The sequence below is a fragment of the Flavobacterium ammonificans genome (assembly GCF_020885975.1).
Taxonomy (GTDB): domain Bacteria; phylum Bacteroidota; class Bacteroidia; order Flavobacteriales; family Flavobacteriaceae; genus Flavobacterium; species Flavobacterium ammonificans.
This window is the reverse complement of the sequence record NZ_AP025183.1, coordinates 1,759,561-1,786,276: the sequence shown is the minus strand read 5'-3', so window position 1 is coordinate 1,786,276 and position 26,716 is coordinate 1,759,561. Positions and strand designations below refer to the sequence as shown.

Here is a 26,716-nt window from a genome sequence, read left to right as displayed (position 1 = left end):
TTAATTCTAAAAATCTTGTTCCAACAAAATAGAGTAATCAAGACGTTATTTTAATTCTCAAATATAAGAATAATTGTGGATTGAAAAAAAGCGCTTACTATAAATAGTGAGCGCTTTTGTAAGTTGAAAAAATACTAGCTTTAAAAGGCAACATTCCATCTTGGTAAACTTCCTTTTTCATCTAAGAAATTTTGTAAAACTTGACCTTCTATAAAGGTTGGGATTACTTTAACTTTATCGTTAAAAGTATCGTACCAAACCACTTCTAATCGTTCTATATTTTCTAATTTCATTTGGGCTGGCCAAGAATATTTTCTTCCTGTTTTAGCAAATTGATGACCATTTACAATTTTGTCATACAATCCGCCATTTTTACTTTTTAAACTACCATCATTTTGAACTGTACCAGTAGAACCTACCATAATCAATTCTTTCTCATCACCTTCAATAGCATACACTAAGAAAATTCCACTAGCGCTTTCTGGAGCATTACAAACCTCTTCTAAACTATCTTCTTGACCAAAAGTAAAACTCTTAGTTACTTTAAACTTTTTTAATTCTTTGTACATTATTCTTTACTGTATTTATTAAACAAAATACCCCACGAAACCGTGAGGTATTTTATATTGTATAGTGTTATTTAGGATTACCCTAAAACTTCTTTTACTTTTTTACCAATTTCAGCTGGAGAGTCAACTACGTGAATTCCGTTTTCTCTCATAATTTGTTTTTTAGCTTCAGCAGTATCATCAGAACCTCCAACAATTGCACCAGCGTGACCCATTGTACGACCTGCTGGAGCAGTAACTCCGGCAATAAATCCAACAACTGGTTTGCGATTTCCATCAGCTTTAATCCACTTAGCAGCATCAGCTTCTAATTGTCCACCAATTTCTCCAATCATTACGATACAGTTAGTTTCAGGATCATTCATCAATAATTCAACTGCTTCTTTAGTTGTTGTTCCAATAATTGGATCTCCACCAATACCAATAGCAGTAGTAATTCCTAATCCTTGTTTAGCAACTTGATCAGCAGCTTCATACGTTAAAGTTCCTGATTTTGACACAATTCCAACAGTTCCTTTTTTGAAAACAAAACCTGGCATAATACCTACTTTTGCTTCATCAGCAGTAATAACTCCTGGACAGTTAGGACCTATCAAACGAGCGTTTCTTTCTTTAACATAACTGTTAGCTTTGATCATATCAGCAACAGGAATTCCTTCAGTGATAGCTATAATAACTTTAATTCCAGCATCAGCTGCTTCCATAATCGCATCAGCAGCAAAAGCAGGTGGTACAAAAATAATAGAAGTATCAGCACCAGCTTGTTCTACTGCATCTTTTACTGTGTTAAATACGGGACGGTCTAAATGCGTTGAACCTCCTTTACCTGGAGTAACTCCACCTACAACATTGGTTCCGTATTCAATCATTTGAGACGCGTGAAATGTTCCTTCACTACCTGTAAAACCTTGAACAATTATTTTGGAATTTTTATTAACTAAAACACTCATGATCTATTTTTTATGTGATTTTTTAAATTTGATACGCAAAAATACGATTTTGAAATTATTTTCTAACTTTTAAATTGAAAATAAATTAAGAAATTTGACTCATTTGATACCCTCGATACAATTTATCGTCTTTTATTTGCCAAATAACTATAAAATTTGCTAAAAACATTTCTTCACGAGGATTTTCAATCGTTTTTACATAATGGGAATAGCGAACAGATACTAGGTCGTTTTCAGCAAGAATATGACTAATTCTTACTTTTGAACGAACGTACGCTTTACTTAATTCAAGAGAAAGATTTAGAATAGATTCATAATTCAATTGAACAAAACCTTTACTACTATTCCAATCTAAAATTATTTCAGGATGAAGATATTCCTTCATTACGTCAGCATCAATTAGTGCATCTGATTTGTAAAAATTTTGAATTAGTTTTTTTGAGGCCATTATTTTAATTGATTTAAAATTTCAGGAATTCGTTTAATATTAGCTAATTGTTTTAATTTCTCTCTCGATTCTTCAATTGGTGTTCCAAAATAAGATTTGCCACCTTCAATAGACTTGGTTACACCTGTTTGTCCCAATACCACAGCTTTAGCACCAATAGTTATTCCACTTGTAGTACCAACTTGTCCCCAAAGTGTCACTTCATCCTCAATAATAACACAACCTGCTATACCAGTTTGTGAAGCAATTAAACATTTTTTACCTATAACTGTATCGTGGCCAACATGAACTTGATTGTCAATTTTGGTTCCTTCTCCAATAGTTGTATCGCCCGTAACTCCTTTATCTATGGTACAAAGCGCACCTATACCTACATTATTCTCAATTACTACTCTACCGCCTGAAAGCAATTGATCAAAACCTTCTGTACGTTTTTTGTAATAAAAAGCATCAGCACCAATTACAGTACCGGCATGTATAATTACATTATCTCCAATCACTGTATGATCGTAAATTGCTACATTCGAGTGAATCAAACAATTTGTTCCAATGGTGACATGATTACCAATAAAAGTATTGGGTTGGATTTGTGTACCAATCCCAATTTTAGCAGTCGCTGCAATGGAAACATTTGCTCCTTGAAATGGCATAAAATGCCTTGTTAAGGTATTGAAGTCTCGAAATGGATCCTCTGAAATCAATAAGGCTTTTCCTTCTGGACAATCTACTTTTTTATTGATTAAAACAATAGTAGCTTTGGATTGTAATGCTTTATCGTAATACTTGGGATGATCAACAAATACAATGTCTCCTGGTTCAACAACATGAATCTCATTCATCCCTAAAACAGGAAAGTTTGAATCACCTACAAATTCACATTGAATAAGACTTGCGATTTCTTGAAGAGTATGTTGTTTAGGAAATTTCATTGATTTTTATTTAAAATAGTAAAGGTTGATTACCATTTGATAATCAACCTTTAATTATAGTTTATGGTTTATTCTTTGACACGCTCCATATACGAACCTGAAGCGGTATCAATTTTAATTTTATCTCCTTCATTAATAAATAAAGGTACGTTTACAGTTGCTCCAGTTTCAACAGTTGCTGACTTTGTTGCATTTGTTGCAGTGTTTCCTTTTACACCTGGTTCAGCATAAGTAACTTCTAAAATAATAGAAGCTGGCATATCAACAGAAAGTGGTGCTTCTGTTTCTGCATTGATTTGAATCATTACGTTCGTTCCTTCTTTTAACAAATCAGGATTGTCTAAAACATTTTTATTCAATGTAATTTGTTCGAAAGATTCATTATTCATAAAATGAAACTGATCTCCCTCTGCATATAAATATTGAAAAGTATGTGTTTCAACACGAACTTCATCAATTTTATGACCAGCGGAAAAAGTATTATCTAATACTTTACCATTAGTCAAGGATTTTAGTTTAGTTCTCACAAAAGCAGGTCCTTTACCTGGTTTAACGTGAAGAAATTCAATGATTTTGTAAATATCGTTGTTGTATTTGATACATAATCCGTTTCTAATATCTGATGTACTTGCCATTTTAAATGTATTTAATTGCTAATGTTAATAATTTCCGCTATATCCTTTCATTACTCCTCTTGATGAATTTCGAATAAAATCTAAAATTTCATCACGCTCTGGAGTCGCCTCCATCTCAGCTTCAATTATTCCAATTGCTTGAGTAGTATTGTAATTTTTTTGGTATAGTATTCTATAAATATCTTGAATTTCTCTAATTTTTTCTGTCGTAAAACCTCTTCGTCTTAATCCAATAGAATTAATCCCCACATAAGACAAAGGCTCTTTGGCTGCTTTTGTAAAAGGAGGAACATCTTTTCTAACTAACGAACCACCAGAAATCATAGCGTGATCTCCAATATGAATAAATTGATGAACTGCTGCCAATCCGCCAATAACTGCATAATTACCAACGATTACATGTCCTGCTAAGGCAACACCATTCACAATAATAGCATTATTTCCAACTACACAGTCGTGTGCAATATGTGCATAAGCCATTACAAGACAATTATCACCAATAACAGTTTGACCAGAAGCAGATGTTCCTCTGTTAATAGTAACACACTCTCTGATGGTGCAGTTATCACCAATAATTGCCAATGAATCTTCTCCTCCAAACTTTAAATCTTGTGGTACAGCAGATATAACTGCTCCTGGAAAAATATTGCAATTTTTTCCAATTCGGGCACCTTCCATAATAGTTACATTAGAACCAATCCAGGTTCCATCTCCAATAACAACATTATTATGAATAGTTGTAAAAGGTTCTATCACGACATTTTTGGCGATTTTCGCACCAGGATGAACGTAGGCTAACGGTTGATTCATCTAATATTATTTATAATTTGTAATCTTTAGAAAATTAGCAGTAAAACTACAGCGAATTTTCTAAATTCTATTATTTTTTAGCAATTTGTGCCATTAATTCAGCTTCAGCTACTAATTTACCGTTGGCATACGCATTGGCTTGCATATGACAAATCCCTCTTCTGATAGGTGTAATCAATTCACATTTAAATATTAAAGTATCACCAGGTAGTACTTTATGCTTGAATTTAACATTATCCATTTTCATGAAATACGTCAAGTAATTTTCAGGATCAGGAACGGTACTTAACACCAATACTCCTCCTGTTTGTGCCATAGCCTCAACAATTAAAACACCAGGCATAACCGGTGCTTCTGGAAAATGCCCAACAAAGAAATTTTCATTCATTGTTACATTTTTCATTCCCACAACGTGATTTTCAGACATTTCGATAATGCGGTCAATCAACAAAAATGGGGGTCTATGAGGTAAAGTTTCCATAATTTTATGAATATCCATCAATGGCTCTTGATGTAGATCATAAGTAGGAACAAAATTGCGTTGTTCTATTTTTATAATTTTCGCTAATTTTTTAGCAAACTGTGTATTTACATAATGTCCAGGTTTGTTTGCAATTACTTTACCTTGAATTCTAGTTCCAATTAAAGATAAATCGCCTACAACGTCCAATAATTTATGTCGAGCAGCCTCATTAGGATAATGCAGTGTAAGGTTGTCTAAAATTCCATTAGGCTTCACTGTAATCTCGTCTTTACCAAATGCCTTTTTTAGATTTTCCATTGTAGATGAAGATATTTCTTTATCTACATAAACAATAGCGTTATTTAAATCGCCACCTTTGATTAAACCATTGTCTAAAAGTGATTCCAATTCGTGTAAGAAACTAAATGTTCTTGAATCTGAAATCTCGTCTTTAAATTCAGACAGACATTTCATTGTTGCATTTTGAGTGCCCAAAATTTTAGTACCAAAATCAACCATTGTTGTAATACAATAGCTATCACTTGGCATTACTAATATTTCGCTTCCTGTTGCTTCATCGGTATAAGAAATAACTTCTTTTACTACATACACATTACGTTTTGCTTCCTGCTCTTCAATTCCAGCTTTTTCAATTGCTTCAACAAAATATTTTGAAGAACCATCCATTATAGGTAGTTCCGAAGCATTCAATTCTATAATAACATTATCCAAGTCACATCCAGTTAAAGCTGCTAAAACATGCTCAGGTGTTTGAATTTGAACCCCTAATTTTTCTAAATTAGTTCCACGTTGTGTATTGACTACATAATTTGCATCAGCTTCAATCACAGGTTGACCTTCAAGATCTACACGTACAAAAGTAAATCCGTTATTAGCTGGGGCAGGTTTAAAAGTCATTTTCACTTCTTTTCCAGTATGTAATCCTACACCTGTAAGTGAAATTTCTGATTTGATGGTTTTTTGTTTAACCATTGTAATTCTTTTTTAGATTTAGTATTTCTTTTTTTAACTCTTCAATTTCGGTTATAATCTTGGGTAAATTTTTAAAATGGATATACGATTTAGAATAGTTAGTGTCATTAAAAGCAACAGGTCCTTGAAGTATTTCACCATCTTTAACATTTTTTGAAATACCAGATTTTGCTTTTATTCTAACGTTATCACCAATGGCGATATGTCCAGCAAAACCTACTTGACCTCCAATCATTCCGTTTTTTCCGATTTTTGTAGAACCAGCTATTCCTGTTTGAGCAGCAATAACTGTATTTTCACCAATTACAACATTATGTCCAACCTGAATTTGATTGTCTAATTTGACGCCTTTACGAATAATAGTAGATCCCATCGTAGCTCTATCTATAGTTGTACAAGCACCAATCTCTACATTATCTTCAATTACTACATTTCCAATTTGTGGAATTTTAGAATATGTTCCATCCGTATTTGGTGCAAAACCAAATCCATCGGATCCAATTATCGAACCAGAATGAACAGTGCAATTGTTTCCAATTACCGTTTCAGAATATACTTTAACACCTGCAAATAAGGTTACATTGTCTCCAATAGTTACATTATCTCCTACATAAGAATTGGGATAAATTTTTACATTGGTTCCTAATTTTACATTTTTACCAACGTAACTAAAACTTCCTAAATACAAATCGGATTCATAGTGTACACTTTCATCTATAACAGAAGGCTGCTCAATTCCTGTTTTATTAAGTTTAACTTGATTGTAAAACTCTAATAGTTTTGTAAATGCAGAATACGCATCTGCAACTTTAATCAAAGTAGTGCTAAGAGCAGCATCTGGAACAAAGGTTGAATTAACAATAGTAACTGAAGCCTTGGTAGTATATATAAAATTTTGATATTTTGGATTGGACAAGAAAGTCAAAGCTCCCTCTTCACCCTCTTCAATTTTGGATAATTTAGAAACTAATGCATTTGGATTACCCACTACTTCACCTTCTAAAATTTCCGCTATTTGCTCTGCTGTAAACTTCATTCTAAAAGTTAAATATTGGTACTACAATTAAAAAAGGTCTCAATTTGATTTGATTCTACCATAAAGATAGTCGAAATAGTTTCTATTTGGCAAAAATATAAAAATAGATAGTATTACCCTATTTTTATGCTAATGATTTCGGATAACAGATATAATATTTTGTCACTAATTTAGATAACGATTCTATATTTAGTTGATCTGATACATCAACAACATCTTCAACGGTTTTATCTTTTTTCAATATTCTTATAGGTTCTGCTTCTTTACTGTAGGCTTGATTTTTAATAGCTCCTTCGAAAATAAAATAATCTGTGTTTAAAATGGATATATTATTTTCAGAGGCAAATCGAGATTTGATAGGATCTATGAGATCTAAATGCTGTTTGTCGGCAACTACTTTAATCTTTGGTAAATCCCTATTAATAATCATTTTACTTAATGAAGAAAGGATAAAATCGTCGTGCTTTTGCCAAGATTTTAAAGCGCTAATAATATCAAAATCGTCTAATTGTGAAAACAAGTCGAGTGTAATCACATTAAAATTCTCAATATTTACTCGGTTTTGCATGAAAAATAGTAACGGTTCACTGCACGACAATTGGATGCCATGGAGAGTTAACTCTTTCGCTCGTTTCAATACTTTGGTAAGGATTAACTCGGCTACCAAACTCGTTTTATGCAAATATACCTGCCAATACATCAAACGTCTTGACATTAGGAATTTTTCAACAGAGTAAATTCCTTTTTCTTCAATTACTAAAACGTCATCAACTACATTCATCATCTGAATTAAACGCTCAGAATTAACATTTCCTTCTGCTACACCAGAATAAAAGCTATCACGTTTCAAATAATCCATACGATCCATATCCAGTTGGCTTGAAATCAGTTGCAACATGAACTTTCTATGATACTCTCCTTTAAAAACTTGAATAGCCAAACTCAATTGTCCATCAAATTCTATATTCAATTGGTTCATAAATAATAGAGAAATCGCTTCATGTTGTACATCCTCTACAATACTTCTTTCCATGGCATGAGAAAACGGACCATGTCCAATGTCGTGTAACAATATGGCAATATATAGTGCATTTTCCTCTGCTTCGGATATCACAACTCCTTTAAAACGTAAAACTTCAACTGCTTTTTGCATTAAATGCATACAGCCTAAAGCATGATGTAAGCGAGTGTGATTGGCACCAGGATAGACTAAATAAGACAATCCCATTTGCGAAATGCGACGTAGTCTTTGAAAATAAGGATGCTGAATTAAATCGTAGATTAAAGCATTTGGGATAGTGATGAATCCGTAAATAGGATCGTTGAATATTTTCAGTTTATTAATTTGGCTCAATTTTAAGTGCTTTAGGGCAACAAATATAAAGAAATTTCAATTGGGTTGGAAGGCCGCTTTATTCTAAATTAATGTTTTATTATCTTGTTATAAATCTACTAAAACTAAAAAGGGAGAGCAATGCTCTCCCTTTTTAGTTTACAATCTTCTCAACCAGATATTTCTGAATTGGGTTTTACAACCATGATCTTGAAGCGAAATAACATCTTCCCCATGAGATTCAGGATAATTATGCAATCCCATATACAAAGTTAATCCGTTAATAGTGGCATTATTTTGTACCACTACTCCATTATGAAATACAGTAATTCGAGCTGGAGCATCAATTAATCCATTGGCTTTAAACCTTGGAGCTGTATAAATAATATCGTAAACATTCCATTCAAGTGGTGCTTTCATAGCATTTACTAATGGTGGGTGATCTTTGTAAATACTACCAGCTTGACCATTATTATAGGTTCTATTCTTGTAAGAATCTAATATTTGTAGTTCATAACGGTTTTGTAAAAAAACGCCGCTATTACCTCGCATTTGACCTCCGTCAAGAACTTCATCAGGTGCACTCCATTCGATATGCAACTGACAATCACCAAATTTCATTAAAGTTTGAATATCACCAGTCTCAGGAACTACTTCAAAGTGATCATTGTTAACTATTTTCCATGCGGCAGGCTTTGAAGGATCTTTTTTACTCACCCATTGGTTCAAATTCTTTCCATCAAACAAAATAATTGCATCAGAAGGAGCATCACCCAATTTAACTCCAGGTGTGATTACTTTTACTTCTGGATTCCAAATTTCAGTCATTTCTGGTTTCATTGGCATGGGAGAAACTTCTGGAGGAGTGTTTACAAAAGCATGTTGAGCAAAAGAAGCCGTTACCGAAAATACAGTAACTAATACAGCGTATTTAATAGTTTTAGTTTTCATAGTTTTTAGTTAATTGAATAAAGTATAAAAGTAGTATTTTCGTTTTGACGTGCAAATTAATGTTTGATTATTTTTAGTCTTACTGAATTATAAAATTTATAATTATTTTAGCAAAGCAACGTTTTAAAAACTGTAAATTGCCCTTCGTTAAGAGCTATTTGGATTATGGAAGAAACTATTAAAATACTTTGGGTAGACGATGAAATTGATCTTTTAAAACCGCATATTTTATTTCTTGAAAAGAAAAACTATGAGGTAACTACTTGCAACAACGGATTAGATGCCATTGGAATATTTGAAAATAATAACTTTGATATTGTTTTCTTAGACGAAAATATGCCAGGGATGAGTGGTTTAGAGACTCTTTCTGAAATGAAAGAGAAAAAATCTTCTGTACCTATGATTATGATTACCAAAAGCGAAGAAGAATATATAATGGAAGAGGCAATTGGATCTAAAATTGCCGATTATCTAATTAAACCGGTGAATCCCAACCAAATTTTATTGAGTTTAAAAAAGAACTTAGATCATTCTCGTTTAATTTCTCAGAAAACCACTTTAGATTATCAAAAAGAATTCAGAAAAATTACTCAAGAAATGGCTTCGGTTCATTCTTTTGAAGATTGGATTGAATTGTATAAAAAATTAATCTATTGGGAATTGCAACTGGAGACTAACAATGATGCTGGGATGGGTGCTATTTTAGAATCTCAAAAAGCTGAAGCCAATTCACAATTCGGGAAGTTCATTGAACGTAATTATGAAACTTGGTTTGAACCAAAAAACCAATCGCCAATTTTATCTCATACTTTGTTCAAAGAATTGGTAGTTCCTGAGCTCATAAAAAAAGACAAGTCAGTTTTGTTTGTAGTAATTGACAATATGCGTTACGACCAATGGGAAGTGCTTGAAGACGTGGTAAATAAGCACTACAAATTAGAAAAAGAGATTCCTTATTTCGCTATTCTACCAACTGCAACTCAATATGCTAGAAATGCTATTTTTTCTGGATTACTTCCAATTGAGATGGAAAAACAGTTTCCGCAATTTTGGAAAAATGATACTGACGAAGGAGGAAAAAATCTTTTTGAAGCGGAATTTCTTGACGCACAATTAAAACGATTGGGGTTAAATATTCAACATGATTATTTTAAAATTACAAACCTCGCTAGTGGTAAAAAATTAGTAGATAACTTTAAAACATTAAAAAATAATGACTTGGTGAGTGTGGTGTATAATTTTGTTGATATGCTTTCTCACGCAAAAACGGAAATGGATGTGATTAAAGAATTAGCTCCTGATGATAAAGCCTATCGTTCTTTGACTTCTAGTTGGTTCAAAAATTCACCACTTTTAGGCATTATTCAACAGGCTCAAAAAATGGGATTCAAGTTGATTATTACAACTGATCACGGAACAATTAATGTCAAAAACCCATCAAAAGTAGTGGGTGATAAAAACACGAGTTTGAATTTAAGGTACAAAACAGGTAGAAGTTTATCTTATGAGAATAAAGAGGTATACGCAATTAAAGATCCAAAAAAAATCGGTCTACCTAGTATCAATTTGAGTAGTTCGTATATTTTTGCAAAAAATGATTTGTTTTTGGCCTATGCCAATAATTTTAATCACTATGTAAGTTATTATAAAAACACCTACCAACACGGGGGAATATCATTGGAAGAGATGATTGTCCCTTTTTTGGTATTTAATCCTCGATAAATGGAAATTATATTTTCAATAGATGAATTAGAGTCAGTTGCGAATCAAATAGTGGCTTATAAACCAAATAAAGTGATTCTTTTTCATGGAGAAATGGGAGTTGGAAAAACAACTTTAATCAAGCAATTGTGTAAAACATTAGGTGTAAATACTACTACAAGTAGTCCAACTTTTTCTTTAGTTAATGAATACGAAATAACTGCTAATCAATTAGTTTATCATTTTGATTTTTACCGATTAAAGACTGAAACAGAAGCCTTGGATATGGGAGCTGATGATTATTTTTATTCCGGCAATTGGTGTTTTATTGAGTGGGCAGAAAAAATTCCAAATTTGATTCCCGACAATCATTCAATCATTCATTTGGAACAACTACCCGATGGAAAACGTTCACTTCAATTACAATAAAAGTGTATTGCTATGAATTCAAATGTGGTAATTATTCCTTTCTCTGACACTTATTCCGACTCAATCAAGATACTAAATCTAGAATGGTTGACGAAATACTTTAAAGTCGAGCCTAAGGACGAAATGGTATTGTCAAATCCGAAATCTGAAATCATTGACAAAGGCGGATTCATTTTTTATGCTCAATATCAAGGTTCAATTGTGGGAACCGTTTCACTTTTAAAAATAGATGAAGTTACATTCGAACTCAGTAAAATGGCAGTTTCATCAACAGTTCAGGGAATTGGAATAGGAAAACAAATGTTAGAGCATTGTTTTGAATTTTCAAAAAACAATAACATAAATAAGTTGATTTTATATTCCAATAGTAGTTTACAATCTGCAATTCATTTGTATACTAAATACGGTTTTAAAGAAATTCCATTAGAAGCAGGTATATACGAGAGAGCTGATATTAAGATGGAAAAATCCATTTTGTAGTATACAAATATTTCATTTTTTACATCTTTAATTATTTTTGTCTAAATTGTACCTTTAAAACTGAACTTACAATGTCTTTATCACCATTTACCAAAGAACAACTTTTGCCTCAGGAGGAGAAATTAGAAATTTCCAAACAAAAAAGCGAACTCTTTATTGGTATACCAAAAGAAACCAGTCATCAAGAACGACGCATTTGTTTGACGCCAGATGCTGTTAATTCATTGACCTATCAAGGCCATCGTGTTATGATAGAATCTGGTGCAGGTGAAAGTTCTAGTTATTCAGATAAAGAATATTCCGATGCAGGTGCCGAAGTAACTCAAGACCCAAAACGTGTTTTTGGTTGTCCGATGATTTTGAAAGTAGAACCAGCAAGTCTAGCTGAAATCGAAATGATGAATCAAAATACAATCATCATTTCAGCCATCCAAATTAAAACAAGAAATAAAGCTTATTTTGAGGCTTTGTCGAAGAAAAAAATAACGGCTTTAGCATTTGAATTCATCAAAGACGAAGACGGTACCTATCCTGCAGTCAAATCATTAAGCGAAATAGCAGGTACGGCATCAATATTAATTGCATCTGAATTAATGATTGCGAATCAATTTGGAAAAGGATTGCTATTTGGAAATATTACTGGCGTTCCTCCTACTGATGTAGTTATATTGGGTGCTGGGACTGTGGGCGAATTCGCTGCTAAAACCGCTATTGGTTTGGGTGCCAATGTTAAAGTTTTTGATAATTCAATTACCAAATTACGCCGTTTGCAAAACAATTTAAACCAACGTATTTTTACTTCTACTATTCAACCTAAATCATTATTAAAAGCATTGAGACGTTGTGATGTTGCTATTGGCGCTATGCGCGGTATAGAACGTTGTCCAATTGTTGTAACTGAAACTATGGTCGAACATATGAAAAAAGGAGCCGTGATTGTTGATGTTAGTATTGATACAGGTGGTTGTTTTGAAACTTCGGAAGTGACTACTCACGAAAAACCTACTTTTATCAAAAACAATGTTGTGCATTATTGTGTGCCTAACATACCGTCACGCTATTCAAAAACAGCTTCTCTTTCAATTAGTAATATCATTACACCTTATTTGATGCAAATTGCAGAAGATGGCGGGATCGAAAGTGCTATTCGTTGTAACAAAGGTTTAAAAAATGGAGTCTATATGTATCACGGAATCCTGACTAACAAAGCAATTGGTGATTGGTTTGGATTAACGAATAGTGATATCAATTTAATTGTTTTTTAAATTAACTTTCCTTTACCTTTGCCAAAAAAATAAGATATGAAATTCTTTCAACGTTTTGCGTATTATTTTGTAGGACTTATTATGGGTCTATTCTTTGTTTCAATGGTGTTCAGTGGAAAAGATACTCGTTGTAACTATTTTCCAAATGCCCGTGTTTTGAATGATTTAAGAAACAAACCCTTTAATTATTCTCCAAAAGCTAATCAAGTTTTAAGTGAATCCTGGATTGATACAACAGATATTAAAAATTCCTTAGAACATGGAGATGTTGATTTTGATCAAAGTAACATTGCTGTTGGTAATGGAAAAAAATACATAATCGAAGGGAAAACTGTAAAAAATCAAGAAATAATCTTAACAATAATAAATTATTCTGATAAAGCAGTTTTAGAGGATATCGTTAAAAAATAACTATAGATTTAGCCAATTAATTGGTTGTAAACCTCTAGATTCTAAATAAGCATTCGTTTTACTAAAATGCTTATTACCGAACCATTTTCCTTGATTTGCACTTAATGGTGATGGATGTCCGCATTCTAAAACCAAATGCTTTTCGCGATCAATCTTAACGCCTTTTTTCTGAGCAAAACTTCCCCAAAGTAGAAAAACCACCTGTTCTTTTTCATCAGATAACTTTTGGATCACAGCATCCGTAAATTCCCCCCATTTTAAATGTTTATGACTATTAGGCAAATCTTCCCTAACGGTGAATCCAGCATTTAATAATAAAACACCTTGATTAGCCCACGACTCTAAATTTCCTGAAGAAGGAATAAAAATACTGTCCAAATCATCTACTAACTCTCTGTAAATATTTCGTAACGAAGGTGGGATTTTCACCCCTTCGTTTACCGAAAAACATAATCCATTAGCTTCACCTTTTCCGTGATAGGGATCTTGCCCAATAATCACCACTTTGGTATTTGAGAAGCTACAAGAGTCAAAAGCCGAAAAAATGAATTCTTTGGGTGGGTAACAGGTATAATTTTGATACTCCAAATCCACCATTTCTAGTAACTCACTAAAATAGGGTTTCTGAATTTCTTCAGCTAAAATGGATTGCCATTCTGGATTCAATTGGAGTTCCATAAATATAAATGTCTATCTGAAATCTGTTAGGTGTAAAATTATACTTTTTCTTCAAGAAACTCCTCTTAATCTTTGTAACTTTGCTTCTTTCCAATAGTACTATAAATGATATCCATCACCGAAAAGACTTTACAAGATTTACAATTCCCAACAGTTTTAGAAACGTTGTCTGCTATTTGTAATACCGATATTGGAAAACAAAAAGCACTTGAAATTACACCTTTCAAAGACAAGGAAAGCTTGATGGAAGCATTGTTGCAGACTTCGGAATACGTTTCTTCTTTCCAAAACAATAATGCCATTCCCAATCATGGATTTGATGCCATAACTCACGAAATTAAATTTTTAGCTATTGAGGATAGCTTTTTGGAAGTCGGAAGTTTTAGAAAAATTGCCAACTTATCCAGTACCGTTAATTTCTTATTGAATTTCTTGAGAAAATTCCATGATTATTATCCCAACTTAAACAATAGAGCTTCGAAAGTTGAATTGACCAAAGACATCATTACAATGGTGGATGAAGTGGTCGATAAATATGGCGAAATCAAAGACAATGCTTCACCTGATTTATTGAATATCCGCCGTGATATGAATGTGGTTCGAGGCAAAGTCAATCAAAGTTTTGGAGTAGCTTTAACGCAATACAATTCACTAGGATATTTGGATGACATTAGAGAAAGTTTTGTTCAAAACCGTCGTGTTTTGGCTGTTTTAGCAATGTATCGTCGGAAAGTTAAAGGATCGATTTTAGGGAGTTCCAAAACGGGAAGTATTGCTTATATCGAACCCGAAACTACCTTAAAATATTCTCGTGAATTAAGTAATTTAGAATACGAAGAAAAGGAAGAAATCAACCGAATTTTAAAACAATTATCGAATAGAATTCGTCCTTTTTTAGATTTATTGATTGAATACCAGAACTTTTTAAGCGATGTTGATGTAATTGCTGCCAAAGCAAAATATGCCAATAAAATCAATGCTATTTTACCAACCATTACAGAAGAAAGACGTTTGTTTTTTAGAGATGCCTTCCATCCAATTTTATTTTTATCCAATAAAGAGAAAAACGAAATTACCTATCCACAAACTATCGAATTAGAACAAGAAAATAGAATCATTGTTATTTCGGGTCCAAATGCGGGTGGAAAAACCATTTCGCTAAAAACAGTAGGATTACTCCAATTAATGTTGCAATCCGGAATGTTGATTCCCGTTCACGAGCGCAGTGAAACCTTTTTATTTGATAGAATTCTGACAGACATTGGCGACAACCAATCGATAGAAAATCATTTGAGTACGTATAGCTATCGCTTAAAGAATATGAATTATTTCTTGAAAAAGTGCAACAAGAAAACGATGTTTTTGATCGATGAATTTGGAACGGGTTCTGATCCCGAATTAGGTGGTGCATTGGCAGAAATTTTCTTAGAAGAATTCTACCATCGTGAGGCTTTCGGAATCATTACAACTCACTATTCAAACTTAAAGATTTTGGCTAATGAATTGCCTTTTGCCACTAATGCCAATATGCTTTTCGATGAAAAATCATTAGAACCGATGTATAAATTGGTTTTAGGTCAAGCCGGTAGTTCATTTACTTTTGAGGTGGCTCAAAAAAATGGTATTCCTTATGGTTTAATAAACCGTGCTAAAAAGAAAATTGAAGTAGGCAAAGTACGTTTTGACAAAACCATAGCCACGCTTCAAAAAGAACGCTCCAAATTAGAAAAGACTTCATTAACGCTTAAAGAAGAGGAAACCAAAGCACGTGAAGAAAGTAAAAAAATGGAGACTATCAATGTTAAAATCAAGCAGAAATTAGAGAGTTATCAGGAATTGTATGATAGCAATCAAAAGACGATTTATATTGGTCAAAAAATTGAAGATTTAGCAGATAAGTATTTCAATAATAAAAATAAGAAAGAGCTAATTGGCGAATTTTTAAAAATTGTTGAAATTGAAAATTCCAAGCGTAAAAAAGCATCTGCAAAAGAAACGAAAGTAATTGCCGAAAAGAAAAAAGAAGTTATTAAAGAAGTAGCGGTTCAGGTAGAGGAAATACGTGCTGAGAAAAAAGCCAAAAAAGTTAAAGTTGTAATTGAAAAACCACGTCCAATTCTTAAAGTGGGAGATCGTGTTAGAATGTTTGACGGAAAAGCAGTAGGAAGTATCGATGCTATTGAACGAAATAAAGCTACTGTCAATTATGGTTTGTTTACTTCAAAAGTTGGTTTGGAATTACTAGAGTTGGTAGAAGCTGTTAAAAAGTAAGTATGCAACATCTCCCTCAACATAAAAAAATCATTTTGTTTGACGGACTTTGCAATTTATGTGATGCCACGGTGCAATTCATTATTAAAAGAGATACCAAAGATGTTTTTAGGTTTGTTTCTTTGCAATCGGATTTGGGACGCGAACTACTTCAAAAACTCCCAATTGAATTTCAACTAACGGACAGTGCAATCCTATACGAATCAGAAAAAGTGTTTTTTTATAAATCGCAAGCTTTTTTTGAAATTGTAAAAAGTATCGGTGGAATTTATTATTGTTTACTAATTTTCAAACTACTTCCAAATACTATTACCAATGCAGTCTATGACTTTATAGCTAAAAACCGCTATAGATGGTGGGGCAAAAAAGAAAGTTGTTTAGTTCCATCAAAAGATTTACAATCAAAATTTTTAGGATAAATTGGCTTATATGACAAATGTCATAAAATAAGAAGTTGGCATGAATTACATTTGATTCATCTTAAAAATCTTAATTATGAGAAATTTACCATTGTATTCTTGGGCAAACGGCTCCTTTATTATGATAGTTGTTTTTGGTTTGGTCATACTAGCTTTAGTTGGTGCCGTGCTAATAATGATGAATTCTGGTAAGAAGAAATAAGAAGATAAAAAAAGAGGATATCAAATGATATCCTCTTTTTGTATTAAATTAATTTCTAATTAATTTTCTGTATTTCAATCGTTTTGGAGTTAAATCACCACCTAAACGTTTCTTTTTGTTTTCTTCGTAATCAGAGAAACTTCCTTCAAAGAAATATACTTCTGAATTTCCTTCAAAAGCTAAGATGTGAGTACAAATTCTATCCAAGAACCATCTGTCGTGAGAAATTACTACAGCACAACCTGCAAAATTTTCTAATCCTTCTTCTAAAGCACGCAATGTATTTACATCCAAGTCATTCGTTGGCTCATCCAGTAACAAAACGTTTCCTTCTTCTTTTAAAGTCATGGCTAAGTGCAAACGGTTTCTTTCACCACCAGAAAGCATCGATACTTTTTTGTTTTGATCGCTTCCGCCAAAGTTAAAGCGAGATAAGTACGCTCTTGAATTTACTTGCTTCCCTCCCATCATTACTAATTCTTGACCATCAGCAAAGTTTTCCCAAATAGTTTTGTCAGGATTAATATTAGAATGCGACTGATCTACGTAGGCAATTTTTACTGTTTCTCCAATAGAAAATTGACCTCCATCAGGTTGTTCTTCGCCCATAATCATTCGGAAAATAGTCGATTTACCAGCACCATTTGGACCAATAATCCCCACAATTCCAGCTTGTGGAAGTGTAAAGTTCAAATTATCATACAGTAATTTATCCCCAAAAGCTTTCGCAACATTGGTAGCCTCAATAACATTAGTTCCCAAACGAGGACCATTTGGAATATAGATTTCTAGATTTTCATCCAGTTGTTTTTGATCTTCATTCAATAATTTATCGTAGTTCTGTAAACGTGCTTTTTGTTTGGTTTGACGACCTTTGGCTCCTTGACGAACCCAATCCAATTCACGCTCTAAGGTTTTTCTACGTTTAGATGCCACTTTTTCTTCTAATGCCATTCGGTTTGATTTTTGGTCTAACCAAGAAGAATAATTTCCTTTCCACGGAATGCCTTCTCCTCTATCCAATTCCAAAATCCATCCTGCAACATTATCCAAGAAATAACGGTCGTGCGTTACTGCGATTACAGTACCAGCATACTGCGCTAAGTGTTGTTCTAACCAAAGTACACTTTCAGCATCCAAGTGGTTCGTTGGCTCATCCAAAAGCAATACATCAGGCTGTTGTAATAACAAACGACATAAAGCCACACGACGACGTTCTCCACCTGATAAATTCTTTATCGGTGTATCACCTTCTGGAGTACGTAACGCATCCATAGCAATTTCTAATTTTGTATCGATTTCCCAAGCGCCTAAAGCATCAATTTTATCCTGCAAAGCCGCTTGACGATCCATTAATTTATCCATTTTATCCTGGTCTTCATAGTTCTCAGGAAGTCCGAATAAATCGTTAATTTGATTGTATTCTTCTAAAACTGCCATTGTTTCTGCAACACCTTCTTGAACAATTTCCAAAACTGTTTTTGAATCGTCTAGTTGTGGTTCTTGCTCTAAATAACCAACGGTGTAACCTGGAGCAAAAACAACATCACCTTGGTAATTTTTATCAACTCCAGCAATAATTTTCAATAGAGAAGATTTTCCAGAACCATTCAATCCTAGAATACCAATTTTAGCTCCATAAAAGAAACTTAAATAAATATCTTTTAATACTTGTTTGTTACTGCTTGAATACGTCTTACTCAATTTGGACATTGAGAATATTACTTTCTTATCGTCTGACATATAATTTATTGTTTTAATTTCTTGAAACTACAAAGATAGTTTTAAATAAAAACAATACAATAATCAGTATTGAAATTATTTAGATTAAAGATAAATGCTACCGCTAGTCGATGATTCAGGTTAGTAGAAGATATTAGTTATCAAAACAGTTGTTTGGTTGTAGTTTTAATCTCAATAAAAAATAGTAATTATGAAAAACTTCTACTCTACCGAAATCAAGCGATTTAATTTAGAAAATGGTACTCCAATTAACTCAATTAAATTGTCATATCAAATTTTTGGTCAACCGATTGGATTAGCACCTATTATAGTTGTAAATCATTCCTTAACAGGTAATTCAAATTGTGGAGGAAATACAGGTTGGTGGAAAGAGATTATAGTTAATTCTAAAGCTATTGATACTTTAATATACACTATTATTTCATTTAATTTTCCAAGTAATGAATTTGAAGATGAACATTGGAATCCAAATCAAAATTATCGCAAATTTACCATTAGAGATATTGCAGCACTTTATTGGGAAGGTTTGTTTAGCATAAAAATCAATACCGTTTTTGCAGTTATTGGAGGAGAACTCGGAGGTGCAATCGCTTGGGAAATGGCTGCATTACAACCGAATCGAATAGAACACTTAATTCCTATTGCAACCGATTGGAAAACATCTGACCGAGTTATAGCAACAAGTCTGATTCAAGAGCAATTATTAAATAATTCTGAAGATCCATTAGTTGATGCGAGATATTACGCCAATATGTACTTTAAAAATCCAGATTATGTCAACCAAATTTTTAAAAGAAATAATATCGATACTAATTCAATCGAAGGAATTGAAAACATTATAATAGAAAACAATAGGGATAAAATTGCAAGTTATCGATTAATGAATCACTTACTAAATTCAATTGATATTTGTCGAAAAAGAGTAGATTTTAAATCAATAATCAAAACAATTAAAGGAACAATACATAGTATTGGAATTGATTCAGAAAGCCTTTTCCCAATTTTAGAAAATAGAAAGACAGATATAGAAATGATGAAAATAAAATCGAATACTTTTTATCAGGAATTCAAATCAATACATTCCCAAGATGCTTATATAAAGGAATTTGAAACTATAGCAACACTTTTAAGTCCTATTTTTAACTCCAAAACAGTAAATGTTCAAAATCAATTTAAATATAACGTAAGTAAATATTCGATGCTTTCTTAAAAATTGAAAAGATATATCTTGGGTTTAAACGCGACCTTTTAGGGAACTAAAAACCCAAGCATTGGCTAGAAAACCAACACCAACAGCGGCAAAGCCCCATCCTGCAACATCGTCATAGCGGAAAGCACCAAGTCCAATTAACAGTAAACCCATCACTATCATAATTAGTGTTGCCCATCCTAAAATTGTATTTTTATTCATTCCCATATATGTAATATCGTATTTTTGAGGTACAAATATCTAAATTTTAAACTAATTAAAAATCTTAAATAACATTTCTTTTAGCAAATCAGATTGAGATAGATTAGCGCCTACTCCTTTACTTTTAACATCAACTTCTCGTAACGACGAAATAATCTGACTTACTTTTTTCATTGGATAATTTTTTAAAGCCAAATCATAATCCTTTAAAAAGAAAGGATTAATTCCTAAGGCTGCCGATACATTTTTAGGATTTCTATCTTTCATACCGTGGTATTTTAAAATTTTTACAAAAAAACCAAAAACAGTACTTGTAGTAACAACTAAAGGATTTGCCTTTGGATTATTAGAAAAATAGTGTGCAATGTGAAATGCCTTTGCTTGATTGCGGGACCCTAAAGCGTTCAATAACTCAAAATTGTTAAAGTCCTTACTAAAACCAATATTCTCTTCAATATGCTTTGGATCGATAGTACTTCCTAGTGGAAGTATAATCTGTAATTTTTCTAATTCATTATTGATTTTACTCAAATCAGTCCCCAAAAATTCCACCAACATTGCGCTAGCTTTTGGTTCAATAGTATATTTTTTACCAGCTAAAACACGCTTTATCCAATCTCCTACTTGATTTTCATATAACTTTTTACTCTCGTAAACAATGCCTTTTTGTGCCAATAACTTAGTTACTTTTTTTCGTTTGTCTAAGGTTTTGTATTTGTAACAAAAGACTAAAACGGTAGATTCCATAGGGTTTTCTAGATAACTTTCAATCTTATCGATGGTGCGAGATAAATCTTGGGCCTCTTTAACAATCACCACTTGACGTTCTGCCATCATTGGATAGCGCTTAGCTGTCGAAACAATATCTTCAATTGTAACATCACGACCATAAAAAACTGTTTGATTGAAACCTTTTTCTTCTTCAGTCAATACATTTTGTTCAATAAAATCAGATAATTTGTCTATATAATAAGGCTCTTCTCCCATCAAAAAATAGATCGGTTTAATGTTTCCAGCCTTGATATCATTTACAATTTTTACTACGTCGTCCACAAAAAGGTATTTTGGTTTTGCGTTAATTCGGAAATTTGAAATTTAAAATAGTAAATTTGGCAGATGCAACAATTGAATTTTCCATCCTACTCTTTCCGTTTCAAAAATAGCGAAAATAAAGTGGCTATTTTTGATACTATCAGGAAAAAATTTATAATTCTTACTCCTGAAGAATGGGTGCGTCAACACGTAGTTCAATTTTTAATTGCTGAAAAGAACTATCCAAAGTCATTGATTAATGTTGAAAAAGTTTTAAAAGTCAATGGTTTACGAAAAAGATACGATGTGGTAGTATACAATTCAGATGGTTCTATTTTGATCCTAATCGAATGCAAAGCACCTGAAATAAGTATTTCTCAAAGTACTTTTGATCAAATTGCTCAGTACAATATGACTTTAAAATCCAATTATCTTATGGTAACCAATGGTTTGAATCATTACTTTTGCCAAATGGATTTTGAAAATGAAAAATACCAATTTTTACACGAATTACCCAACTATCAACCCAATACAATCTAGATGAAAATAGCTGTTGTCATACTGAATTGGAATGGAAAACAATTATTAGAACAGTTTTTACCTTCAGTAGTTCAATTTTCTCCAGAAGCGACTGTTTATGTTGCTGATAATGCTTCGACAGATGATTCAGTTGATTTTGTCAAAGCTAAATTTCCAGAGGTTTCGATTGTAGTTAATCCAACTAACACAGGTTACGCTGGTGGGTATAATGAGGCATTACAACACATCGAAGCTGATGTTTATGCATTAGTGAATTCGGATATAGAAGTGACCGAAAATTGGTTACAACCTATTATTAAAACGTTTCAAAACGAACCTAAGACTGCTATAATTCAACCTAAAATATTAGATTTTAAGAACAAAGACTATTTTGAATATGCTGGAGCAGCAGGAGGTTTTATTGATCAATACGGTTATCCATTTTGTCGTGGTCGTATTTTCGATACTTTGGAAAAAGACAACGGTCAATACGATTCCAATCAAGAAATTTTTTGGGCATCGGGAGCATGCTTCTTTATTAGAAGTTCTGTTTACAAAGAACTGAATGGATTTGACTCTTCCTTTTTTGCACACCAAGAAGAAATCGACTTATGTTGGCGTGCTATAAATAAAGGATTTAGCATTAAATATCTATTTGAGTCAAAAGTATACCATGTTGGTGGAGCGACATTACAACAAGGAAATCCAAGAAAAACGGAATTGAATTTTAGAAATTCGTTGTTGATGCTAACTAAAAATGTTCCACAAAAAGACTTGTATCGAATACTTTTCATACGAATGGTTTTGGACGGAATTGCAGGTATCAAATTCCTATTAGAAAAACAACCCAAGCATTGTATAGCCATCTTGAAAGCTCATTTTGCTTTTTATAGATTATTTAAAGCTAATTATGAAAAAAGGGATAGTTACCAACAACCGAAATACTATTTCTCAAAAAGTATCGTTTTTAGTTATTACATTGAAAAAAAACTATTTTTTAGCAATTTATTTAGAAAAACTAAAATTTAAAAAACTAAATTTGTTTAACATTAATTAAAAATTTCATTTTATGAGAAAAGTTGTATTAGCTTTATCAGTTTTAGCACTATTGAGTTCATGTGTTTCAAAAAAGAAATATGCTGAACTAGAAGCTAAAAACAAAGAAACACAAGATTTATTAAATACTTGTACCGTTAAATTGAATACTTGTTTAGAGGAAAAGGCAGCATTATCTGCAACTACTATTGCTCTAAAAGACCAAAATCAAAATTTAATGGAAACTTCTAAAGAGATGGCTATCTTGTCTACTAAAGGAGCTGAAAATATTGAAAAAGCTTTAGAATCTATCAAAGAAAAAGATTTGAAAATTAGCAGAATGCAAGACGCTTTGACTAGAAAAGACAGTGTTACTTTAGCAGTTGTTACTAGCTTAAAAAGTGCAGTTGGATTATCTGATCCAGATATCGAAATTAATGTAGAAAAAGGAGTGGTTTTCATTTCTATTGCAGATAAATTGTTATTTAAAAGCGGAAGCTACGAAGTAACTGACAAAGCAAAAGGTGTTTTAGCTAAAGTCGCTAAAGTAATAAACGACAAGCCAGATTTCGAATGTATGGTTGAAGGACACACAGATAATGTTCCTTTTACTGGAAGCGGAATTTTACTTGACAACTGGGATTTAAGTGTGAAACGTTCTACATCTATAGTTCGTGTATTAACCAATAGTTTAGGAGTAAAACCGTCTCAATTAATTGCTGCTGGTAGAAGTTCTTATGTTCCATTAGTGGACAACACAACCTCAGAAAATAAAGCGCGTAATAGAAGAACACGTATCGTAGTTTTACCTAAAATTGACCAATTCTATGAAATGGTAGAAAAAGAAATGAAGAAACAACAAAAATAATTTTCTTCTCATCTCATAAAAAAAACGTCTTGAATATTCAAGACGTTTTTTTATTTAAAATTTTAAAATACAAACAGTTAAATATGATTATCTAAAGTATATCTACGTCTCCTTTTCCTTCTCTGATTACTATTGGTTCTTGACCTGATAAGTCAATTATAGTAGATGCGGTATTGTCTCCATAGCCACCATCAATTACCATATCCACACAATTTTGCCACTTTTCAAAGATTAATTCTGGATCCGTTGTATATTCAATTACTTCATCTTCATCGTGAATAGAAGTGGATACAATTGGATTTCCTAATTGACGAACAATTTCTAAAGCAATAGAATTGTCTGGCACACGCATACCAACAGTCGTTTTCTTTTTAAACTCTTTTGGTAAATTAGTACTTCCAGGTAAAATGAAGGTATACGGACCTGGTAACGCTCTTTTTAAGATTTTAAAAGTAGCCGTATCGATTTGCTTTACATAATCCGACAGATTACTCAAATCATGACAGATAAAAGAGAAATTAGCTTTCTCTAATTTAACCCCTTTAATTCTGGCAATACGTTCCAGGGCTTTTGTATTGGTAATATCACAACCCAATCCATAAACCGTATCAGTTGGATAAATAACCAAACCACCCTCTTTCAAGACTTTTACCACTTTGGCAATAGCCGCTTCACTCGGATTGTCAGGGTATATTTTTATAAATTCAGCCATAGTATTTATGAGTCTATCCTATTATTTCCAATTTTGCAAAACGCAATAACAATTTCTTTATCCCTCCTACCTCAAAACGAATTTCCGCTTTTCTGTCGGCTCCAACACCTTCCATATTGATCACTTCGCCTTTGCCAAAACGCTCGTGCATTACAATATTTCCAACTACTAATTTATTATCGAATAAATTAGCATTGCCAGAATTGGGAGCATTTCCAGTTACTGGTTTCAAACGTCTAATAGGACTGTCTGGTTTAGGTTGATTATCGATAATGTATTTAGGTGGCGTTCCTGAAACGGGTTTTGCTAGACGCAATTTGGATTTGTCTACATCGCCAAAAATATCACTATCAATCATCGGTTTGTAGCGGTAATTAGATTCGGCAGCTGTTAAATATTCTAAATACTGTCCGTCAATTTCTTCAATAAAACGAGAAGGTTCACTATCCGTTAGTTTTCCCCAACGATAACGTGATTGCGCATAGGTTAAATACGCTTGATGTTCGGCACGAGTTAACGCTACATAGAATAAACGACGTTCTTCTTCCAACTCTGAACGGGTACTCATACTCATCGCGCTTGGAAACAAATCTTCTTCCATTCCCACTACAAAAACGTGTGGAAATTCCAATCCTTTGGCCAAGTGAATCGTCATCAAAGCTACGCGGTCTTCATCGCTGGTGTCTTTATCTAAATCGGTAGCCAAAGCCACATCTTCCATAAATTCGGATAAGGCCCCACGTGCGCCATCAATTTCTTTTTGGCCTTCGGTAAAATCCTTAATACCATTGAGTAATTCCTCAATGTTTTGGATTTTAGCCATCCCTTCTGGTGTAGCATCTTTTTTCAATTCTTGTACTAAACCTGTTTTTTTGGCTACGTGATCAGTAATGTAAAAAGCATCTTGGCTTTCATTAATAATCTGAAAACTCTTAATCATATTGACGAAATCGGTTAGCTTTTGTTTGGTTCCCGAATTCAGTTTCAAGTCGATTTTGTCAATGTTTTGCATCACTTCAAAAATCGAGCGCTTGTAATGATTGGCTGCAATAGTCAACTTTTCGACAGTGGTATCCCCTATTCCTCTTGCGGGATAATTAATCACACGAATCAAGGCTTCTTCATCCTTTGGATTTATTATCAAACGCAAATAGCACAAAACATCTTTGATTTCTTTTCTTTGATAAAAAGAGAGTCCGCCATAAATTCGATATGGAATATCACGTTTACGCAAGGCATCTTCCATAGCACGCGATTGCGCATTGGTACGATACAAAATAGCAAATTGACCATTTAACATTTGGTTTTGCATCTTTTGTTCAAAAATTGTACTCGCTACAAAACGTCCTTCTTCCGCATCGGTCAAACTGCGGTGTACTTTTATTTTTGGTCCAAAATCATTGGCTGTCCAAACAATCTTATCCAGTTTGGTTTTATTCTTATCAATAATGGTATTCGCCGCTTCCACTATATTACGTGTCGAACGGTAATTTTGTTCCAAACGAAAGGTTCTTACATTATCATAATCCTTTTGGAAATTCAAGATGTTATTAATGTTGGCACCACGGAATGCGTAAATACTTTGCGCATCATCTCCCACCACACAAATGTTTTGGAATTTATCCGACAATGCGCGAACAATCAAATACTGAGAATGATTGGTATCTTGGTACTCATCCACCAAAATATAGCGAAAACGGTTTTGGTATTTGGCTAATATTTCTGGAAATCGAGTGAGTAACTCATTCGTTTTTAATAATAAATCATCAAAATCCATGGCACCTGCTTTAAAACAACGCTCCACATAATTTTGGTAAATCTCGCCCAAACGCGGTTTCTTAGACATCGCATCGGCTTCTTGTAATTCGGGATTATTGAAATAGGCCTTTACGGTAATTAAACTATTTTTATAGGTGGAAATTCGGCTCAACACCTGTTTGGGTTTGTAAATATCGCGATCCAATTGCATTTCCTTAATAATCGAAGAAATCAAACGCACTGAATCTTGCGAGTCATAAATGGTAAAATTAGAAGGATATCCTAAATGTTCCGCTTCTGAACGTAAAATGCGCGCAAACACTGAGTGAAAGGTTCCCATCCAAAGATTTTTAGCCTCACTGGCTCCAACAATAGACGCAATACGATTCTTCATTTCGCGCGCGGCTTTGTTGGTAAAGGTCAAAGACAAAATATTAAACGCATCTACGCCTTGACTCATCAAATACGCAATTCGAATAGTCAACACTCTCGTTTTACCAGAACCTGCACCCGCAATGATAATCATCGGGCCGTCCTTTTGAAGGACTGGTTCGCGTTGCGCTTCGTTCAATTGATCAATATAGTGCTGCATTTGGAAATTAAATTATGGAAAGCAAAAATAAGGATTAGCAATCTATTAATGTAACAATTGGAAAATTAAAATT

At 33.0% G+C, this 26,716-nt stretch carries 28 protein-coding genes; 12 read left to right on the top strand and 16 right to left on the bottom strand.

Going from position 1 to position 26,716, the window contains the following annotated elements; all coding sequences use genetic code 11:
• Positions 1-140: 140 nt before the first annotated feature.
• The 10 genes from LPC23_RS08065 to LPC23_RS08020 form a co-directional block, all read right to left on the bottom strand.
• On the bottom strand, positions 141-569 hold the full coding sequence (locus LPC23_RS08065) for a hypothetical protein (RefSeq protein ID WP_229329421.1): 429 nt from the start codon (positions 567-569) through the stop codon (positions 141-143).
• 77 nt (positions 570-646) lie between these two features.
• Positions 647-1,519 (bottom strand): succinate--CoA ligase subunit alpha, encoded by an 873-nt coding sequence (sucD, locus tag LPC23_RS08060; RefSeq protein ID WP_229324447.1) that lies wholly within the window; start codon positions 1,517-1,519, stop codon positions 647-649.
• 85 nt (positions 1,520-1,604) lie between these two features.
• On the bottom strand, positions 1,605-1,967 hold the full coding sequence (locus LPC23_RS08055) for a nuclear transport factor 2 family protein (RefSeq protein ID WP_229324445.1): 363 nt from the start codon (positions 1,965-1,967) through the stop codon (positions 1,605-1,607).
• Complete coding sequence (locus tag LPC23_RS08050; protein ID WP_229329420.1) at positions 1,967-2,896, bottom strand: UDP-3-O-(3-hydroxymyristoyl)glucosamine N-acyltransferase; 930 nt, start codon at positions 2,894-2,896, stop codon at positions 1,967-1,969. The genes LPC23_RS08055 and LPC23_RS08050 overlap by 1 nt, the downstream gene beginning before the upstream one ends.
• A gap of 68 nt (positions 2,897-2,964) precedes the next feature.
• On the bottom strand, positions 2,965-3,531 hold the full coding sequence (efp, locus tag LPC23_RS08045) for an elongation factor P (protein ID WP_229324441.1): 567 nt from the start codon (positions 3,529-3,531) through the stop codon (positions 2,965-2,967).
• Positions 3,532-3,555: 24 nt separating this feature from the next.
• On the bottom strand, positions 3,556-4,341 hold the full coding sequence (gene lpxA / locus LPC23_RS08040; RefSeq protein WP_229324439.1) for an acyl-ACP--UDP-N-acetylglucosamine O-acyltransferase: 786 nt from the start codon (positions 4,339-4,341) through the stop codon (positions 3,556-3,558).
• 70 nt (positions 4,342-4,411) lie between these two features.
• The gene (locus LPC23_RS08035) at positions 4,412-5,797 is read right to left on the bottom strand and encodes a bifunctional UDP-3-O-[3-hydroxymyristoyl] N-acetylglucosamine deacetylase/3-hydroxyacyl-ACP dehydratase (RefSeq protein ID WP_229324437.1); all 1,386 of its coding nucleotides are present in this window, start codon (positions 5,795-5,797) and stop codon (positions 4,412-4,414) included.
• Positions 5,790-6,833 (bottom strand): UDP-3-O-(3-hydroxymyristoyl)glucosamine N-acyltransferase, encoded by a 1,044-nt coding sequence (gene lpxD / locus LPC23_RS08030; RefSeq protein WP_229329419.1) that lies wholly within the window; start codon positions 6,831-6,833, stop codon positions 5,790-5,792. Before lpxD ends, LPC23_RS08035 begins: the two co-directional genes overlap by 8 nt.
• A gap of 124 nt (positions 6,834-6,957) precedes the next feature.
• Positions 6,958-8,187 carry an HD domain-containing protein gene (locus LPC23_RS08025; protein WP_229329418.1) on the bottom strand — a complete coding sequence of 410 codons (1,230 nt, stop codon included), beginning with the start codon at positions 8,185-8,187 and terminating at the stop codon, positions 6,958-6,960.
• 138 nt (positions 8,188-8,325) lie between these two features.
• On the bottom strand, positions 8,326-9,117 hold the full coding sequence (locus tag LPC23_RS08020) for a 3-keto-disaccharide hydrolase (RefSeq protein WP_229329417.1): 792 nt from the start codon (positions 9,115-9,117) through the stop codon (positions 8,326-8,328).
• Positions 9,118-9,282: 165 nt separating this feature from the next.
• Here LPC23_RS08020 and porX point away from each other — a divergent pair, with 165 nt between their 5' ends.
• The 5 genes from porX (at position 9,283) to LPC23_RS07995 (ending at position 13,403) form a co-directional block, all read left to right on the top strand.
• Entirely contained in the window at positions 9,283-10,839 is a 1,557-nt protein-coding gene (gene porX, locus LPC23_RS08015; protein ID WP_229329415.1) for a T9SS response regulator signal transducer PorX, read from the top strand.
• Entirely contained in the window at positions 10,840-11,247 is a 408-nt protein-coding gene (gene tsaE, locus LPC23_RS08010) for a tRNA (adenosine(37)-N6)-threonylcarbamoyltransferase complex ATPase subunit type 1 TsaE (protein ID WP_229329413.1), read from the top strand.
• Positions 11,248-11,259: 12 nt separating this feature from the next.
• Positions 11,260-11,727 (top strand): GNAT family N-acetyltransferase, encoded by a 468-nt coding sequence (locus LPC23_RS08005; protein ID WP_229329411.1) that lies wholly within the window; start codon positions 11,260-11,262, stop codon positions 11,725-11,727.
• A gap of 71 nt (positions 11,728-11,798) precedes the next feature.
• A complete protein-coding gene (locus tag LPC23_RS08000) occupies positions 11,799-12,992 on the top strand; it encodes an alanine dehydrogenase (protein WP_229329409.1) in 1,194 nt (397 codons plus the stop codon).
• Positions 12,993-13,028: 36 nt separating this feature from the next.
• Positions 13,029-13,403 carry a DUF4258 domain-containing protein gene (locus tag LPC23_RS07995; protein ID WP_229329408.1) on the top strand — a complete coding sequence of 125 codons (375 nt, stop codon included), beginning with the start codon at positions 13,029-13,031 and terminating at the stop codon, positions 13,401-13,403.
• On the opposite strand, the gene ung is transcribed toward LPC23_RS07995, so the two are convergent.
• Positions 13,404-14,081 (bottom strand): uracil-DNA glycosylase, encoded by a 678-nt coding sequence (gene ung / locus LPC23_RS07990; RefSeq protein WP_229329406.1) that lies wholly within the window; start codon positions 14,079-14,081, stop codon positions 13,404-13,406. It abuts the gene before it with no gap.
• A 105-nt stretch (positions 14,082-14,186) separates the two neighbouring features.
• On the opposite strand from ung, the gene LPC23_RS07985 reads away from it, so the two are divergent.
• The 3 genes from LPC23_RS07985 (at position 14,187) to LPC23_RS10275 (ending at position 16,973) form a co-directional block, all read left to right on the top strand.
• Positions 14,187-16,352, top strand: a complete 2,166-nt coding sequence (locus tag LPC23_RS07985) for an endonuclease MutS2 (protein ID WP_229329404.1) — start codon at positions 14,187-14,189, stop codon at positions 16,350-16,352.
• A gap of 2 nt (positions 16,353-16,354) precedes the next feature.
• The gene (locus LPC23_RS07980; RefSeq protein WP_229329402.1) at positions 16,355-16,771 is read left to right on the top strand and encodes a thiol-disulfide oxidoreductase DCC family protein; all 417 of its coding nucleotides are present in this window, start codon (positions 16,355-16,357) and stop codon (positions 16,769-16,771) included.
• A gap of 76 nt (positions 16,772-16,847) precedes the next feature.
• Positions 16,848-16,973 carry a hypothetical protein gene (locus LPC23_RS10275; RefSeq protein WP_255645428.1) on the top strand — a complete coding sequence of 42 codons (126 nt, stop codon included), beginning with the start codon at positions 16,848-16,850 and terminating at the stop codon, positions 16,971-16,973.
• Positions 16,974-17,021: 48 nt separating this feature from the next.
• On the opposite strand, the gene ettA is transcribed toward LPC23_RS10275, so the two are convergent.
• A complete protein-coding gene (gene ettA / locus LPC23_RS07975; RefSeq protein ID WP_229329400.1) occupies positions 17,022-18,716 on the bottom strand; it encodes an energy-dependent translational throttle protein EttA in 1,695 nt (564 codons plus the stop codon).
• 190 nt (positions 18,717-18,906) lie between these two features.
• Between ettA and LPC23_RS07970 the strand changes: the two genes are divergently transcribed.
• A complete protein-coding gene (locus LPC23_RS07970) occupies positions 18,907-19,926 on the top strand; it encodes an alpha/beta fold hydrolase (protein ID WP_229329398.1) in 1,020 nt (339 codons plus the stop codon).
• A 24-nt stretch (positions 19,927-19,950) separates the two neighbouring features.
• On the opposite strand, the gene LPC23_RS07965 is transcribed toward LPC23_RS07970, so the two are convergent.
• Together LPC23_RS07965 and holA are read right to left on the bottom strand one after the other, a co-directional pair.
• Positions 19,951-20,133, bottom strand: coding sequence for a CAL67264 family membrane protein (locus LPC23_RS07965; protein ID WP_229329396.1), 183 nt, complete (start codon positions 20,131-20,133; stop codon positions 19,951-19,953).
• 45 nt (positions 20,134-20,178) lie between these two features.
• Complete coding sequence (gene holA, locus LPC23_RS07960; RefSeq protein ID WP_229329394.1) at positions 20,179-21,180, bottom strand: DNA polymerase III subunit delta; 1,002 nt, start codon at positions 21,178-21,180, stop codon at positions 20,179-20,181.
• Positions 21,181-21,243: 63 nt separating this feature from the next.
• Here holA and LPC23_RS07955 point away from each other — a divergent pair, with 63 nt between their 5' ends.
• From LPC23_RS07955 to LPC23_RS07945, 3 genes are read left to right on the top strand one after another with little or no spacing between them, the layout of a single operon-like run.
• Positions 21,244-21,699: a type I restriction enzyme HsdR N-terminal domain-containing protein gene (locus tag LPC23_RS07955; RefSeq protein WP_229329392.1), complete on the top strand. Its 456-nt coding sequence runs from the start codon at positions 21,244-21,246 to the stop codon at positions 21,697-21,699.
• A complete protein-coding gene (locus tag LPC23_RS07950; protein WP_229329390.1) occupies positions 21,700-22,707 on the top strand; it encodes a glycosyltransferase family 2 protein in 1,008 nt (335 codons plus the stop codon). It abuts the gene before it with no gap.
• 40 nt (positions 22,708-22,747) lie between these two features.
• Positions 22,748-23,581 (top strand): OmpA/MotB family protein, encoded by an 834-nt coding sequence (locus tag LPC23_RS07945; RefSeq protein WP_229329388.1) that lies wholly within the window; start codon positions 22,748-22,750, stop codon positions 23,579-23,581.
• A 91-nt stretch (positions 23,582-23,672) separates the two neighbouring features.
• Here the strand turns inward: LPC23_RS07945 and LPC23_RS07940 are convergent, their stop codons facing one another.
• Both LPC23_RS07940 and LPC23_RS07935 read right to left on the bottom strand, forming a co-directional pair.
• On the bottom strand, positions 23,673-24,293 hold the full coding sequence (locus tag LPC23_RS07940) for an L-threonylcarbamoyladenylate synthase (protein ID WP_229329386.1): 621 nt from the start codon (positions 24,291-24,293) through the stop codon (positions 23,673-23,675).
• Between the two features lie 13 nt (positions 24,294-24,306).
• The gene (locus LPC23_RS07935) at positions 24,307-26,643 is read right to left on the bottom strand and encodes an ATP-dependent helicase (protein WP_229329384.1); all 2,337 of its coding nucleotides are present in this window, start codon (positions 26,641-26,643) and stop codon (positions 24,307-24,309) included.
• Positions 26,644-26,716: the final 73 nt, after the last annotated feature.